General features: G+C 40.7%; 7 protein-coding genes. 6 read left to right on the top strand and 1 reads right to left on the bottom strand.

Annotation, left to right across the window (positions count from 1 at the left end; genetic code table 11):
- Nucleotides 1–36: 36 nt before the first annotated feature.
- From BacF7301_RS03630 to BacF7301_RS03615, 4 genes are all read left to right on the top strand, one after another.
- Entirely contained in the window at nucleotides 37–2,847 is a 2,811-nt protein-coding gene (locus BacF7301_RS03630; protein ID WP_167960302.1) for a M60 family metallopeptidase, read from the top strand.
- Nucleotides 2,848–2,967: 120 nt separating this feature from the next.
- The gene (locus BacF7301_RS03625) at nucleotides 2,968–4,470 is read left to right on the top strand and encodes an alpha-L-fucosidase (RefSeq protein ID WP_167960300.1); all 1,503 of its coding nucleotides are present in this window, start codon (nucleotides 2,968–2,970) and stop codon (nucleotides 4,468–4,470) included.
- Between the two features lie 21 nt (nucleotides 4,471–4,491).
- Nucleotides 4,492–8,370: a TIM-barrel domain-containing protein gene (locus BacF7301_RS03620; protein ID WP_167960298.1), complete on the top strand. Its 3,879-nt coding sequence runs from the start codon at nucleotides 4,492–4,494 to the stop codon at nucleotides 8,368–8,370.
- A 135-nt stretch (nucleotides 8,371–8,505) separates the two neighbouring features.
- A complete protein-coding gene (locus BacF7301_RS03615) occupies nucleotides 8,506–11,454 on the top strand; it encodes a glycoside hydrolase family 88/105 protein (RefSeq protein WP_167960296.1) in 2,949 nt (982 codons plus the stop codon).
- 890 nt (nucleotides 11,455–12,344) lie between these two features.
- On the opposite strand, the gene BacF7301_RS03610 is transcribed toward BacF7301_RS03615, so the two are convergent.
- Nucleotides 12,345–14,480, bottom strand: coding sequence for an alpha-1,2-fucosyltransferase (locus BacF7301_RS03610; RefSeq protein ID WP_167960294.1), 2,136 nt, complete (start codon nucleotides 14,478–14,480; stop codon nucleotides 12,345–12,347).
- Nucleotides 14,481–14,911: 431 nt separating this feature from the next.
- Here BacF7301_RS03610 and BacF7301_RS03605 point away from each other — a divergent pair, with 431 nt between their 5' ends.
- Together BacF7301_RS03605 and BacF7301_RS03600 are read left to right on the top strand one after the other, a co-directional pair.
- Nucleotides 14,912–15,178 carry a TIGR04149 family rSAM-modified RiPP gene (locus tag BacF7301_RS03605; protein ID WP_167960292.1) on the top strand — a complete coding sequence of 89 codons (267 nt, stop codon included), beginning with the start codon at nucleotides 14,912–14,914 and terminating at the stop codon, nucleotides 15,176–15,178.
- Nucleotides 15,179–15,194: 16 nt separating this feature from the next.
- Nucleotides 15,195–16,220 (top strand): DUF4934 domain-containing protein, encoded by a 1,026-nt coding sequence (locus BacF7301_RS03600; RefSeq protein ID WP_167960290.1) that lies wholly within the window; start codon nucleotides 15,195–15,197, stop codon nucleotides 16,218–16,220.
- Nucleotides 16,221–16,241 lie beyond the last annotated feature (21 nt).

Here is a 16,241-nt window from a genome sequence, read left to right as displayed (position 1 = left end):
TAAGCAGATAAGTACCGATTATAAATTAAGTATGACATGAAAAAAAAGTTATTGTATGTATTGTATATGCTTTGCGGTGTTTTATGTAATGCTTGCGAAGAAAGTAGCGAAGAATCATTCGTAGTCCCTTCTCTTGAGGTAGATAGTAAGAGTATGTATTTTGGTGAAGAGGCCGATACCAAAGAAATAGAAGTCACTTCGAATGTGGAGTGGGTAGCCGCTGTAGATGCATCCGGAAGAAGTTGGTGTCATATGACCGTAGAACAAGGAAAGATGATTGTTCGGGTGGATGAAAATACCGATAAGGATATGCGGAGGGCAAGCATTGAAATATCGGCTTCAGAATTAAGAAAGACCATTGAGGTAGCTCAACTTGGTTGGGGAAAAGCCATTTTGGTATCTCCGAAAGATGCCAATGTGGAAGCTATTGGAGGGAATCTCACCTTTGAAGTAACTGCAAATATAGAATATGCCATCCGGTTGGAAGACGGATGTAACTGGGTTCATCTCTCCCCCCAGACACGCGGAGCACACGATATGGTGACGAATGTTGTCTCATTTAAGATAGACATGAACGAGGGAGAAGTTCGTGCAACTACCATTTGGGTGACAGATAAGGATGAAGATTCGGAAATAGAACCGGTCCCTTTCAAAGTGAATCAGAAGAAGCTGGGTGATACCTACGAATCTACCGGTATGGAGGGACTCAAAGAAGACATTAAAGTCTTAGTCTCGAGAGCTGAAGCCAATAAACAACAGTCAACCAATGAAGGAGCAGCAAAAATGATAGACGGAGATATGAAAACGATCTATCATTCTCCTTACAACAATAATGAGGTGACTGAGCAATCGCCAGCTATCCTTACCTACTATTTTGACAGTGCGGTGGATATGGATTATCTGCTATATTACCCTCGGGCAGATGGAGGAACGAACGGTGTATTTAAAGAAGTAGAAGTGAAAGTGCTGTCTAATGCCAACGCTCGCGGAGTGGAGGAATGGCAAATCGTAGCAACGAAAAATCTGAATGGATCTACCAGTGCAAGTCGTATCGACTTCCCTGTTTCCCAGATTGGCGTGACTGCTGTACAGGTCGTTGTCAAATCGGGAGTTAATGAGTTGGCCTCTTGCGCGGAGATGGAGTTTTATAAGAAGAATCCGGATCACTTTGATTATGCCACCTTGTTTACAGATGCAAGTTGTAGTCAGTTGAAAGCTGGTGTAACGGAGCAAGATATCCAAAACTGTACTTATTCTTTCTTCAAGAATATTGCTTATTTCATGTATCATCGAAAGTATCCTCAAGAATTCAGGATTGCAGAGTTCAAAGCTTATCCGCATCCCAGCATTCAGCAGAAGATAAACAAAACCGGTGCATATAGTTTGATGGACAATCCGGCGGGGATCTATGTAACACAGGGGCAGGAACTAGTGGTTCTGGTGGCTGATACACACGGTGAAACTATTACTTTGCGTGTACAAAACCTTGATGTACCTGGTGGAAATGGTTATGGTGGCGATAGTTATCCACTGACAACCGGCATTAATAAACTGAAAATGAGGAATAAAGGACTGGTGTACGTAATGTATCACACTCAAACCCTCGAAGAAGTAGACCGGAAACTACCTGTCAAGATTCATTTTGCTTCGGGACAAGTCAACGGCTATTTCGATAGTCAGAAACACGAAGCCAGTCGTTGGAATGAACTATTGAACAGTACAGTATGCGGGTATTTTGATGTGTTGGGCAAGTATGCCCATCTTACATTCCCGGTAAACCGCTTTCGTACACATACTGGAAGCAGAGGAAAAGAATTGATTGACCTGTACGATAAATTTGTAGAGGGAGAGCAAATCTTTTTGGGATTGAAAAAATACGGAGGTATGTTCCAGAACCGCTTGTATTTCCATGTCGTTTATACTACCGGTGCTATGTATGCCGCTGATAACCACACTTATTATCCTGACGACAACATGCCCGCATTGTGTGATCCGACCTTACTAAGTACCACCTCATGCTGGGGGCCGGCACATGAAGTGGGACATGTGAACCAAACTCGTCCGGGATTGAAATGGGTAGGAACTACCGAAGTAACCAATAATATAATGTCGCAATATATACAGACCGTTGTGCTTAATAATGCTTCTCGTCTGCAAACAGACGGGTGTTACCCTAAAGCCTGGTCGAGTATCATTGCCAGCAAACACTCGCATTTATTGGAAACGGACTTCTTTTTCAAATTGGTCCCCTTCTGGCAACTGCAACTTTATTTTGGCAAGGTGAAAGGGCTTACTCCTACCGAAGCCAATGGATGGGATGGCTTTTATCCTCAAGTGTATGAATATATTCGGAAGAATCCGGATCTTTCCACAGATAGTGAAAGACAATTGGAGTTTGCTTATATATGTAGTAAAATAGCCAAAATGAATTTGACTTCCTTCTTCACTAAATGGGGATTTCTGGCTGCGGCGAGAATGACTGTCGATGACTATGGAACGAAAGAAGTGGTCATAACACAGGAACAAGTAGATGCTGTGAAAGCCCGTATTAAAGACTTGGGATATCCTGAACTGGGGGTGAATATTGAGTATATAACAGATAATAATGTGGATGAATTTGAACATCCGCAATCGGTGAAAGTAGGAACGGCAACCCGTAAAGGAGGAACTATTACTCTGAATGGCTGGGCAAATGTACTGGTATTCGAAGTGATGGATGGTGATAAAGTGGTATACGTGGCAGATGGAGTAAAACAGGTTGCCGGATTCACTGTGACGGGATGGAAAGATAGCTATAAAGTATTTGCGCTTTCAGCTAAAGAACGTATGGAAGTAATTCTTAAATAAACCCTTTATTCAAATAAATGAGTATAAGTATATTTCTGGTGTAAAAGTTGACAACATTGGTATAGCAATGTTCAATGTATGTAAGAAATAGTAGGTAAATTAATAAAAATTAAGTTTGTGATGAAAGTAATATTTGTTTTATTTGCTTGTGTATTAGGGAGTTTGCTCCCTCTAAAAGCACAGGAACTTGTTCCGTCCACTAAACCCAATGCGACACAACAAGCGTTGCAGAAGCGTGGATATGGTATGTTTATTCATTTTGGTATCAACACGTTTTGTCAGAAAGAATGGTCTGACGGTAGTGTACCGGCTTCAGCCTATAATCCGACGAATCTGGATTGTGACCAATGGGTTCGTGTAGCCCGGGATGCAGGTTTCCGTTACGTATTGCTTATAACGAAGCATCATGACGGATTCTGTTTATGGGATAGTCCTCATACGACCTATGATGTCGCTTCTTCTCCAAATAAAACGGATATTGTGGCTGAAGTTTCAAAAGCGTGTCGCAAATATGGGCTGCAGTTTGCTATCTATTATTCGTTGTGGGATCGTAAAGAGCCTTCGTTCCGTGATAAGGATAAGACAAAGTACATCGATTTTATGTGTAATCAGCTTACCGAACTCTTGACGAACTATGGTGAAGTATGCGAATTGTGGCTTGACGGTGGTTGGGCACGTAGTGTAAAGGACTGGGAGTTGCCCCGTGTTTATAAACTGGTGAAAAAATTGCAGCCCCACTGTGCAGTAGGTATTAATCATACCATCCAGACGGCACCGGGAAGCAGAAAGAATGTACTACCGGACTCAATGACGGTGGACAATCGTTATACTTTTCATTATTTTCCTAGTGATTTCCGCCTGTGGGATCCGAAGATTGCCCATCAGAACGATGCTAAGCAATATCTACATGAAGGTCAATCCTATTATCTGCCATTTGAACATACGGTATGTTTAAGTAAGGCATGGAACTGGTTTCAGAAACGTGAACCGCTACCTGTGAGGGATTTGGATGAATTGGAAGAATTATTCTATTGGTGCACCGACAATGGAAATACACTGGTGATGAATATACCACCCGATGAATCCGGACGTATACGTGAATATGAGGCAAATACCGCTATTGAATTAGGCAAGCGCTTGGGGCTGAAGAAAGGAAAACCGTTACCTAAAAATGGAAGATGTATTTCTATGAATCAAGCTGCGGAAGCTACATCTGTATATAAAGACGATTCACGTTTTACGGCGGATAAGGCTGTCGACGGTGGTATGCAAACTCGTTGGGCGGCAGCAGTGAATGACACATTGCCTACACTTACCATTGCATTGGACGCGACAAAGCCATTTAATAAAATAGCTATTTTTGAATATTGTGATACACGTAGTGGAGGTGATGGTTTTTCGAATTATCGAAAAAATAGGATTCAGGCCTATCGGATTGAAATCATGCAAGATGGTGAATGGATACCTGTTTATGTGAGTGATGAGCCAATGGGAGACTGTAAAATTATTCGCTTCCCGTGTCATTATCGTACTTCAAATATCCGATTGAAGGTTACCCGTGCCGTTGCTCCCCCTTCCATCTATGAGTTCAGTGTAATTGATAATTCGGACAAGAAGAAATAATATAGAATAGTTTGTAAGAATATGAGAGAAGTATCAATAGGCAAGCAAGGCAAAACGCTTTTGTTTGTTTTGGGATTATTTGTGCTGTTTTGCCCTTCTTCAATGAAGGCCATCCCATCCTTTGGGCAGTATCAAATGGAGTGCTCAGCAAAGCAAAAATCAATTCTTGGTGTACAGAGAATAAATCCGACTACAGTAGAAGTCTTATTCTCCGACAATCACAGGATGTCCTTCGATTTTTATGGAGATAATATATTTCGGATATTTCAAGATAATTCGGGGGGGATTATCAGGGATCCTAAAGCTAAACCTGAAGCGCAGATATTAGTCGACAATCCTCGAAAAATGCCGTTTAAGCTGGATTTGGAAGAGAATAACGATTTTGTCTTTTTGACTACAGAAAAGGTAAAGGTTCAACTGGATAAAAAGACCTCTTTACTCAAGGTGATTAATTTGTTGACTAACACTGTTGTAGTGGAAGAAATCGAAGCACCGCTTTTTGAGAAAGGAAAAGTAATCTTGACCTTGAAGGAGAATCCACAAGAATACTTCTACGGTGGAGGTGTCCAGAACGGACGTTTCTCCCACAAGGGCAAAGTGATTTCCATCGAAAACCAGAATAGCTGGACAGACGGGGGAGTTGCATCACCCACTCCTTATTACTGGTCTACGAATGGGTATGGCGTGATGTGGTACACATTTAAAAAAGGAAAATACGATTTCGGCGCTTCTGAACAGGGAAAGGTTAAGTTATATCACGAGTCAGACTATTTGGATGTATTCTATATGATTAACGACGGAGCGGTAGCCTTGTTGAATGACTTCTATCAACTGACGGGAAACCCTGTTCTGTTGCCTAAGTTCGGATTCTATCAGGGACACCTGAATGCCTATAATCGCGACTACTGGACAGAAAATGAGAAAGGTATCCTGTTTGAAGACGGCAAACGTTATAAAGAAAGCCAGAAAGATAACGGCGGAATCAAAGAATCGCTGAACGGAGAAAAGAACAACTACCAATTTTCCGCACGTGCAGTAATCGACCGTTATAAGAAACAGGATATGCCGTTAGGCTGGCTGCTCCCGAACGACGGCTATGGAGCCGGATACGGACAGACGGAAACACTGGATGGAAACATACAAAACCTGAAAAGCCTGGGCGATTATGCCCGTCAGAACGGAGTGGAAATCGGACTATGGACACAGTCGGACCTGCACCCGAAAGAAGGAGTGAGCGCTTTACTGCAAAGAGATATTGTGAAAGAAGTAAGAGATGCCGGAGTGCGAGTGTTGAAAACTGACGTAGCCTGGGTAGGTGCCGGCTATTCTTTCGGATTGAACGGGGTAGCTGACGTAGGACATATTATGCCTTACTACGGAAGTGATGCCCGACCGTTTATCATCTCCCTTGACGGCTGGGCAGGAACACAACGTTATGCCGGAATTTGGTCGGGCGACCAGACAGGTGGCGTATGGGAATATATCCGCTTCCACATCCCGACCTATATAGGTTCGGGACTGTCGGGACAACCGAACATCACCTCTGATATGGACGGTATCTTCGGTGGCAAGAATTTGCAGGTGAACACCCGTGACTTCCAATGGAAAACCTTTACTCCAATGGAGTTGAACATGGACGGCTGGGGATCGAATGAAAAATATCCGCATGCATTGGGAGAACCGGCTACTTCCATTAACCGCTGGTATCTGAAACTGAAATCGGAACTGATGCCTTATGCTTACAGCATTGCTAAAGAAGCTGTAGACGGTATGCCGATGATAAGAGCCATGTTTTTGGAATATCCGAACTCCTATACTCAAGGCACTGCCACGCAATATCAATATCTCTACGGCCCCTATTTCCTGGTTGCTCCTATTTATCAGACAACTAAAGCAGATGAGCAGGGAAATGATATCCGCAACGGCATTTACTTGCCCGAGGGTAGTACATGGATTGATTATTTTACAGGCGAGAAATACGAAGGAAACTGCATTCTCAATAATTTTGCAACTCCTCTCTGGAAACTCCCCGTATTCGTGAAGAACGGAGCAATTATTCCGCTGACGAATCCTAATAATAATGTAAGTGAAATCAATAAAGGCATCCGTATCTATGAGCTTTATCCGTATGGCAAGAGCACTTTTACCGAATATGACGATGACGGAGTAACCGAAGAATATAAACGGGGAAAAGGAGTGACAACGGATATAGAATCCGAAGTTGACAGCAAGAATAACGTCACTGTTACCATTTATCCTGCTAAAGGTGATTTTACAGGTTTTGTGAAAGAAAAGGCTACTGAATTCAGAATCAACGTCACTGCACAGCCGAAGAAAGTAACGGCACAACTGGGAAAGAAAAAAGTGAAACTGACAAAGGCCACCTCGAAAGATGAATTTGAGAAAAGTGAAAACGTATTCTTCTATGATGAAGCTCCCAATTTGAATCGGTTTGCTACCAAAGGAAGTGAGTTTGAAAAAGTAGTTATCACCAAGAATCCACAGCTTCTGGTGAAACTGGCTACTACTGATATTACGGCGAATACAACGGTTTTGCGTATCGAAGAATTCCGATTTGCTCCCGAAGACCAGCACCGGATAACTGCCGGAACTCTAGCTGCTCCTATTGCCCGGGTTACTGCCGGCAACACAGAAGCTTATACGCTAAAACCGACATGGGATAAAGTGGCTAATGCCGATTTCTATGAGATAGACTTTATGAATATGCTATATACTACGATTAAGGATACGGAACTGATGTTTGAGGACCTGGCTCCCGAAACTCCTTACTCGTTTAAGATACGTGCAGTCAATAAAGACGGAGTTTCCGACTGGGCCGAGTTCGGCGCTACAACCAAATCCGATCCGCTGGAATTTGCCATCCGTGGTATCAAGGGCGAATGTACGGCTGCCTCGCAAGGGAGAGTAGGAGTGAAGCGTCTGTTCGACTTAGTAGAATCAGGTGACATCTGGCATACGAAATACGGAGAGAAAGCCGTTCCGTTCGAACTGGTTATGGACTTGGTGACCGTCAACCAACTGGATAAGTTCCACTATCTGCCGCGTACAAACGCCGGTAACGGAACATTACTGAAAGGAACCGTTTCTTATAGCATGAATAAAGAGCAGTGGACGGAAGCCGGAACATTTGAATGGCAACGCAACGATGATGTGAAGATATTCGATTTCGCAAATCATCCTACCGCCCGTTATATCAAGTTAGCTGTTACCGAAGCTGTCGGCAACTACGGCTCGGGCAAAGAAATCTATGTATTCAAAGTACCTGGAACAGAGAGTTATCTCCAAGGGGATATCAATGTCGATGGTAAGATTGACGGCAATGACTTGACATCATATACCAACTACACAGGACTGAGAAAGGGTGACTCCGATTTCGAAGGATACATCAGCAATGGTGATATCAATAGAAATGGGCTGATTGACGCTTATGATATTTCGGTGGTTGCCACGCAGCTTGAAGGTGGTGTTGATAACCGCGGAAACGGGAAAGTGAACGGTGCGCTTGAAATCAGCACCCCGAAACAAATATATGACAAAGACGAGATTATTGAAATTCAAGTGAAAGGTGCCGACTTGTGTGCTGTCAACGCATTCAGCTTTGCTTTGCCTTATGACCAGCAGGATTATGAGTTTGTCGGGGTTGAATTACAGAACATGAATGCAATGGAGAATTTGACTTACGACCGTCTTCACACCAATGGCTCAAAAGCCCTGTATCCTACTTTCGTCAATGTAGGAAACAAGAAGACTCTTGAAGGAACCGCTGACTTATGCCTTTTGAAGCTTAAGGCAAAACGTAAATTGAAATTCGATCTGAAAATCATTGATGGCTTGTTAGTAGATAAGAAATTGAATACTCATAAACTGGGTATTCACTGATTGGGTTAGTTAGTAGAATTGTTCAGAAAGCTGCTCTTTTCTTTCTTTATGGAAGATAAGGGCAGCTTAAACGGAAAATATAACTCTCCTTAATCTATAAAGCCTGTTATCTTTGTCTTGAAAAATATAGTATTTATGAAGAAATTACTCTTAACCCTTGCCCTATGCATGGGCTATTTGTGTACTACAGTTGCGCAGACATTTATTAAAACCGAAGTGAAGCAGTCGATGCGGCGGGTGGCCGACTGGCAGATTGCTCATTACAACAAAGCAGTTTATGGTGACCTCAACTGGGTGAATGCCACTTTCTATCTGGGACTTGTCCACTGGGCTGCGATAGCCGAACAGACGGACAAGGACGATTCCTATTATAAATGGCTGTTACGTTTGGGAAACCGGAATTACTGGCAGGTAGACCAGCGGATGTATCATGCGGATGATATCTGTATTTCGCAGATGTATCTGTATATGTACGAAAAGTACAAGAAGAAAAACATGCTCATCCCGACACAGGCGCGTGCCGGATGGGTGATTGACAACCCGCCTTCCGGCTCGTTCAAACTGAACTATGGCGACGCAAGTACATTGGAACATTGGACTTGGTGTGACGCCCTGTTCATGGCTCCACCTGTTTACATGAAACTCTACAATATCACAGGAGACAAGAAATTCATCCGTTTCATGGATAAGGAATACAAAGCCACTTATGACTTCCTGTTCGACAAAGAAGAAAACCTCTTCTACCGTGACCACCGTTATTTTACAATGAAAGAAGCCAATGGCGCAAAAGTGTTCTGGGGACGCGGTAATGGTTGGGTGCTCGGCGGACTTGTAGAGATGTTGCGTGAACTTCCTGCCAAAAGCAAATACCGCCCGTTCTATCAGGATTTGTTTCAGAAGTTATGCCGGCGGATTGCTCCTCTCCAGAATAAGGACGGTTTCTGGCACGCAAGCCTGCTCGACCCTGCTTCCTATCCGTCGCCCGAGACGAGTTGCAGTGGTTTCTTTGTTTACGCCCTTGCCTATGGAATCAACGAAGGGCTTCTGCCGAAAGAAGAATTTCTGCCTGTGGTGGAGAAAGGATGGCAAGCCTTGGTGTCGGCTGTGGGAGAAGACGGAAAACTGGGATACGTGCAGCCTATCGGTGCCGACCCTAAGAAGGTGACTCCCAATATGACTGAAGTGTACGGTCCGGGTGCTTTCCTGCTGGCAGGGACGGAAGTTTACCGTATGGCACAGGATACCCCGAAACAAAACACGAATATCTCTCAAAGCCGTATTCGTGAAATCGCTGCCATGCTGCCCGATAAACCCGAAGAAATGGGTGTTTCCTATAAAGACCGTACTTTCTGGAACAAAGTAAAAGAGAGCGGCAATGCAGAAAAACTACTGACAGAAGAAGCTCCCGTATTATTGAAAAAGGGTATGCCCCCTTTTGTTGACTCATTATATCTGCATCTGAACAAGACGAATATCCGCCTGCCGGGTGAAAACATGATGAATGCGCGTTATCATTATCTTTTCCGGCTGACATTGGCCGAATGTCTTGAAAACAAAAGACGATATATTCCCGCCATTGAGAAAGCTCTGATTGCTCTTTGCAATCAGAACTCGTGGTCGATTCCCGCCCACGACCGCAATCTGAATAATTATCATGGGACAGATTATTATGTCGATTTGGTAGTTGCTACGGCCGGAAACGGAATCGCGCAGTGTGTAGCCATGCTCAACGACCGTTTGTCACCGGAAGTAAAGGCTCGTGTGCAGTGCGCTTTTCGTGAGAAAGTATTTCGTCCCGTGTACCGTTGCCTGGAAGAGACAAAACCTTTCTGGTGGTTCACGGCAACAAATAACTGGAACTCAGTTTGTCTGGCAGGCGTTACGGGGGCTGCCCTCACTCTGCTGGCGGATAAGGAAGAACGTGCTTATTTCGTAGCCGCAGCCGAAAAATATAACGTGTACGGTATGAAAGGGTATGCCGACGACGGTTATTGCAGTGAAGGCGTCGGTTACTACAATTACGGTTTCCGTGCCTACATCCTGCTGCGTGAGGAAGTATGTCGTGCCACACAAGGCAAGATAGACTTCTTCCGTGACCCTAAATTTGTACGTATCGCCCGATATGGTAAGAAAATACAGATGAATGAGGGCGTATGTCCGGCTTATTCCGATTGCCGTATCGGTCTGTCGACAGATAAATTCATTACGGATTATTGTGACCGTGCGCTTGGCGTTACTTCTCCGGCAGAAAAATACATTCTTCCGGCAGGAAATAATTTCTCTTTGTATCTCATAGAACTGTCCCCCCGACAAGTATGGAAGATGGAAATGACGGATGCTATCCGTCAAGCGTTAAAGGAAGACTCTGATTCTCTGCGTGCTTACTATGAAAAAGCGGGAATTCTCGTTGCGCGTCCTGCTGTGGGGAGTTCGTGTCTGCTGGCTGTCTCGGCCAAAGGTGGTAATAATGACGAAAACCATAATCATAATGATGTCGGTTCTTATGCCGTCGCTTTGGGAAAGAGTATGATGGTTGGCGATCAGGGCGGCCCTTTCTCTTATCCCGGTGATTATTTCAGTGCGGAAGCTCCCGCGAAATATAAGATCAAAGGTTCTTTCGGCCATCCTGTTCCGGTGGTAGACGGGAAAACGCAATCTGCCGGTTCCAAGGCGAAAGCTATTGTGCTCAGGAAAGAATTTGCAGAAGAAAAAGACTTGTTCAGTATTGACTATACATCAGCTTATTCTACCCCCAATCTGGATAAGTTGATCCGTACTTTCGTCTATGACCGCCAGGGTGAAGGCAGTTTCACCGTCAGTGACGAATTTACAGCCAATGCGCCTATCCGGTTCGAAACAGCCGTAACAACACAAGCCGACTGGAAAATTATTGATGACACACATCTTTTGCTCACTACTGGTACAGAACAGATGATTGTCAATGTCGAAGCATCCGGCAAAGTCGCATTTACTTCTGAAATCATCGAAGTGAATGCTCCGGCTTATACCCGCATCGGGATTGCGCTGAAGGAGCAGGCGGCGAAAGGATATATTCGGCTGAAGATGCAGGCGAAACAATTGTAATAATGAAGATACTGTGAAAAACACTATTTATATTTTATGATTCCGTAGGGGAGCTCTTTCAAAGATGCTGTTGGCGTGATGTAAATATTATAAAATAAAAATCATGATGACGGGACAGCCCCTCATCGCCCTCTATGCGAAAAAAGCAAAATCATTTCTCATATTCTCATGAAGAATGTTATTTGATTGATAATTAGAGGTATAGACTATGAGAATTAAAATGTTTACATGCATTTCTCATAGTTTATAGCTCTAAAATGCCTTCAAAGAAGGTATTTCTCATACTTTATTTTGCATTTCTCATGCTGTATATTATGCTTGTCCTTGTTTCAGGATACTAATATGTATAGGATAATATAACCGTAGTTTGTGTGTTAAGTCGGTAGACAACATATCTTTCACAACAGACATTGTTGTGTTTTCCTGCCTTCATCCGTATTATTCCACTCCAGTGAACAGACTGGTGCACTCAAGTAGATAGACATGTTCACTCTAGTGCACGAATCTGTTCACTGGAGTGCAACGATAGAGATGTCTTATTGAAAATCTATTGATTGCAATAGCATAATCTTTGGATATCAGCTAGTTATGATGAAGATGAGCGGTAGTTTTGCTACAGTTTATTAAGTGTTGATGATTAGACTATAAGAATACTATTTTTGATGAATGAGAAATGCTGGTAATGGTATGAGAAATGCATTGTTTTAAGTGCGTTTTCTTGATAAAACAATGAGAAATGCATGTAAATAATTTTATTCTCATTCTTTATGTGGTTAGTAATCAGATGAATATGTTTTGCTATGAGAATATGAGAAATGATTTTGTTTTTTTATTCTAGAAGCGGTCTGCCCTGATGTTGTAATGAAATTAGGATAGCCGCTCAATCATCTTCACATTTTCTCTATTTTATCAATGACACAGTATAGTTCACACCATAACGGTGCTCCCTTATGCAATTTCATATAATATGTTTTAATACCTTTAAGAATATCGTTGATACTTGTCAACTGTGTCATTTTAATATTTAAACGCAAACATGCTTCTTTTAGCTCATTCAAATAAGAAGGATCAAAAGGTAGTGTGGACACTATATCACGTGGAGATGAAATGCGGGAACTTACATAACAGGTAATCCCTTTTAATCCGTGTTCTAAGGATTTATCTTCGATCCGACGGATATCTATTTCCATTACTTTTTTATCCAGTTCTGATAATATATCATCTGTACAACCTGCCACAAATCCGTGATGTACAAGATATTCAATTCCCCATCCTATGCCACACAGTCCTGAAGAAAAACTTATCGAAAGATCCCAATGAATTCCTTCATAAATTTCAGATAACAATTCTTCAGCGTATTCTTCATACCATATATTATTCAGAAAGCGGGCACAATGAAAAAAGAATAGGACATAACCCATTTTGCCGTTATACAGTCCGATATTTTCAGTGACTTGACTTTTTAAAATTTGTTGTCCAATAATATTATTCAATTGTTTTTTGTCTATATTTATCGGAAGTTTGATCCATTCCGTGGGCAAGAGGTCGGGGGTATCTTTCCAGAAACTCCAGTTTTTGGGAGCAATGACTAACTTTTCCGTATTTTTGCCAAGCCAGGCTCCCCACCAACTAAAGCTATTATTGGTAATGATATGATGTTTACATTGTGATATCAGAAAAAGTTCTTCCCAAAGTTCTTCTACTGGACATTCGTCGCGGAAAAAGAAGAAAATGGGTTCACATTGTAATGATATACGCATTTGTTCCATAGCACGTTCGAAATAGTTATCAGAAATTATTTTTTGAAGAAGAATATTATAACTATCTGCCGTATTAGCTGGAACGTGCACGCTGACCGAACATTTACAACTGCGAATTTTATTCAAGATTTCTTTCGATTGCTCACTCAAGTGTGTTAAAGAAAACTGAAATGATTCACGAAGTTCATCTTCACAAGCTTCAGCATATTGATAACATTGCCATTTTCCATCAAATACCACCACAGGAGCATTAAAATCTTCAACTTGGTAAAAGACAGAAGAGAACTTTTCTGTAACTTTAATAATTTTCTTTTCCGGTAAGTTTTTACATTGCTGCTCTACGATTTTTATATCATCAGTTATATCAATAGGAAAAACGCCGTATAGAGAATCTGTTGTACGCCTTCCCTCAGGAAGAAGTGAAAGTATTGTTTTTCTTTGACCATCACGCCAAAACTTCTTAAGATAGCAGTAGAAGGCAAAGCCAAACATCTGGTCACCCAGGTTTCCCTGTAATTTAACTTGTGATACAGGTAAAAGACTTCTTGCATGGAGCAAGCTTGTACCAAGGTATTGATTCTTGTTGATAAGTTCTGCTTTATACTCTCCTTGATAATGAGTAAAGTCAGAATATCCATAAGCATCACTTAGAACCAAAGGTTCCGAGTCCTGTAAATAACAGTTCAAATATGATTCATCCTGATATCGTGCTATAATACCATTTGATATATCTTTGTTAATCATATTTCTACTCCATTCTGAAAACTTCAATAGCTCGTCTGTACGTCCTCCATAAAAACTGGCTTGATAATATCTTTTTCCTTTTCCAAAAGGAATATATGCATGACTATTCTTGTTGCGGTCATAGTGGTATTCATTAGGAGATTTATATCTGTTATGTTGAAAAGAAAGAGCTGCAAAATATCCATTCTGCTCTTCAGGAAGTATTTCAGTACTATAAATGGATTTTAAACAGCGGAAGTTTCCATTTAAGTAATAGATATAATCATAATTTTGACGCAATCGTTCACTTATTGAACAGATAAAATCAGATTTGGAAGAAACATTAATTATCCATCCCTTATCTTTTATAGCATGAAATGAAACATTTGGAATGTTCATCTTTAATAGTTCTATTGAATCTGTGAATACTTCATATCCTTTTTCCGCATCTATACAAAAGAATGTTTCGCAGGAAATATAAAATTCTTTCCAGAAACGGCAATAATATCCTGTTGCCATATAAACTATTCCAATTCTTATCATACAGGTTCTTTTATTTACGTGTTCTTAAAATAGACACCTCGCAGCTAACCATAAGGTAAACCTCTAATATAAATACTCTCAGCTTTTATTATACCCTATTAGAAAAATCAGTATTTAACTCTGATTAACTAGTCTGTTTTACTAAAAAGGTAGTGAGCATATTTATCCTCACACCTTCATATTCTATGATGATACGTTATTTGCCGAATTTATAGCAAAGAATAGGTGGATTTACAATAAGGCTTAAAAGTTAAAATACATTGTATGGTTATGTGTGTGGTAGGGTCAAGAAGGTATGCTGCGTATTTATATAAAAGGCAAAAAACAAAAGAAGCATATTTTCATTTGGATGATAGATGAAGAATGTGGCTTGAAATGTTCTGATATTTAGTCTTTAAGCAGTCATGTGTATAACTATAAAAAAAATGATTATGAAAAAGTTAAAGAAATTAGATCTAAAACAAGTAGAACTGAGTGATGATGAAATGAAGGTTTTAATTGGAGGGAAAATGATTTATAATTGTATTCGTACTCAGAAATACGACGACACTGGTGCAATATTTTATAAATTCTCAACTGATAGTTTGAGCTTAGCAAACTCTTGGTGTGCATTTTGGGAAAGTGCCGGTTGGGATACTACCGTAATCCCAGTAGATGATGGTAGTGGTAATCAGAATGTTCCATATTATTATGTATGATATTAATATTATGACTATGAATAAGTTTATCGCTTTCCTATTAACACTAAGTAGCAGTTTGTTTTGCATAGCACAGCAATATAAGGTTGATATAACAAAAGCTATTGTTAAAGAAATTTCCATTTCTGATGTTTTGTACGATATAAAGACTGTTAATGTAATAATACCAGATACTGTTGTATTAGATAATCCTTTTTTGTATTTAGCAGGAGATAAAAAATACTTAGTTTCGACCCAATTTAGTCCTGAGAGTTATCTATTTGATATACAAGGGAAATTTATACAAGAAATCTGTGGTAATCACATTCGTTGGCCTTGCAAACATTTTGATATGAAGAGGAATATCTTATATAGAGATAACTTTAAATATTGGCTTGGCATTGATGTTCAAACTAATAAAATAGTGAAACAAATTACAAAACCGAAGCAATTTAAGGATCAAATTGCTAATTTCATGCAAATATCTGAAGATAAATATATTGGGTATGTCAACAATCAATCTGGTAATTGTACTACTTTATTTGTCATTTTTGATAGCAGAGGAAACATTCTTTATCGGGAACCGAATAATCGAACTTATGTTAAAGCTCATATTGATAGCCCATATTTCCTCGGCTCTTTTTATGAATATGAGTCTCGTTATTTTTGTTTAGAGCCATTTTCGGGAACAACTGTATATGAAATAGGAGATAATATTCTATATCCGCATATTTACTTTTATGTGGGTGATAAAACACCAATTTATGAGTTTCAGGAATTGAATAGGGATAATCTAAATCATAAAGATGAATGGAAATTGTTTACAGTGCGAGAAACCCCAAATAGAATCTATTTCAGTTATATAACGCCTAAAGGATCGCGCTGGGGATTTTACAGCAAGAAAGAGGATCAGGCATATATTGCTCCTGCGTCGGATGAATCTAGAGAATCACTTCATTTCGGTGAAAAGAATTTTACCCCAGCTTTACTTCAAGACCAATATTCTGTAAGATCCGTAGTCAAAGGTGATACGCTTAAGGTATTAATAGGTGCATTAAAGTAAATTCTTATAGATAGAGCAAAA

It is taken from the genome of Bacteroides faecium (assembly GCF_012113595.1).
Taxonomy (GTDB): domain Bacteria; phylum Bacteroidota; class Bacteroidia; order Bacteroidales; family Bacteroidaceae; genus Bacteroides; species Bacteroides faecium.
The sequence above is the reverse complement of the archived record's forward strand: the minus strand, read 5'-3'. Positions and strand labels throughout refer to the sequence as shown.

Excerpts from the sequence above, each read along its gene's own strand:
- BacF7301_RS03630 (WP_167960302.1), top strand. The coding sequence starts at position 37 with ATGAAAAAAAAGTTATTGTATGTATTGTATATGCTTTGCGGTGTTTTA.
- BacF7301_RS03625 (WP_167960300.1), top strand. The coding sequence starts at position 2,968 with ATGAAAGTAATATTTGTTTTATTTGCTTGTGTATTAGGGAGTTTGCTC.
- BacF7301_RS03620 (WP_167960298.1), top strand. The coding sequence starts at position 4,492 with ATGAGAGAAGTATCAATAGGCAAGCAAGGCAAAACGCTTTTGTTTGTT.
- BacF7301_RS03615 (WP_167960296.1), top strand. The coding sequence starts at position 8,506 with ATGAAGAAATTACTCTTAACCCTTGCCCTATGCATGGGCTATTTGTGT.
- BacF7301_RS03610 (WP_167960294.1), bottom strand. The coding sequence starts at position 14,480 with ATGATAAGAATTGGAATAGTTTATATGGCAACAGGATATTATTGCCGT.
- BacF7301_RS03605 (WP_167960292.1), top strand. The coding sequence starts at position 14,912 with ATGAAAAAGTTAAAGAAATTAGATCTAAAACAAGTAGAACTGAGTGAT.
- BacF7301_RS03600 (WP_167960290.1), top strand. The coding sequence starts at position 15,195 with ATGAATAAGTTTATCGCTTTCCTATTAACACTAAGTAGCAGTTTGTTT.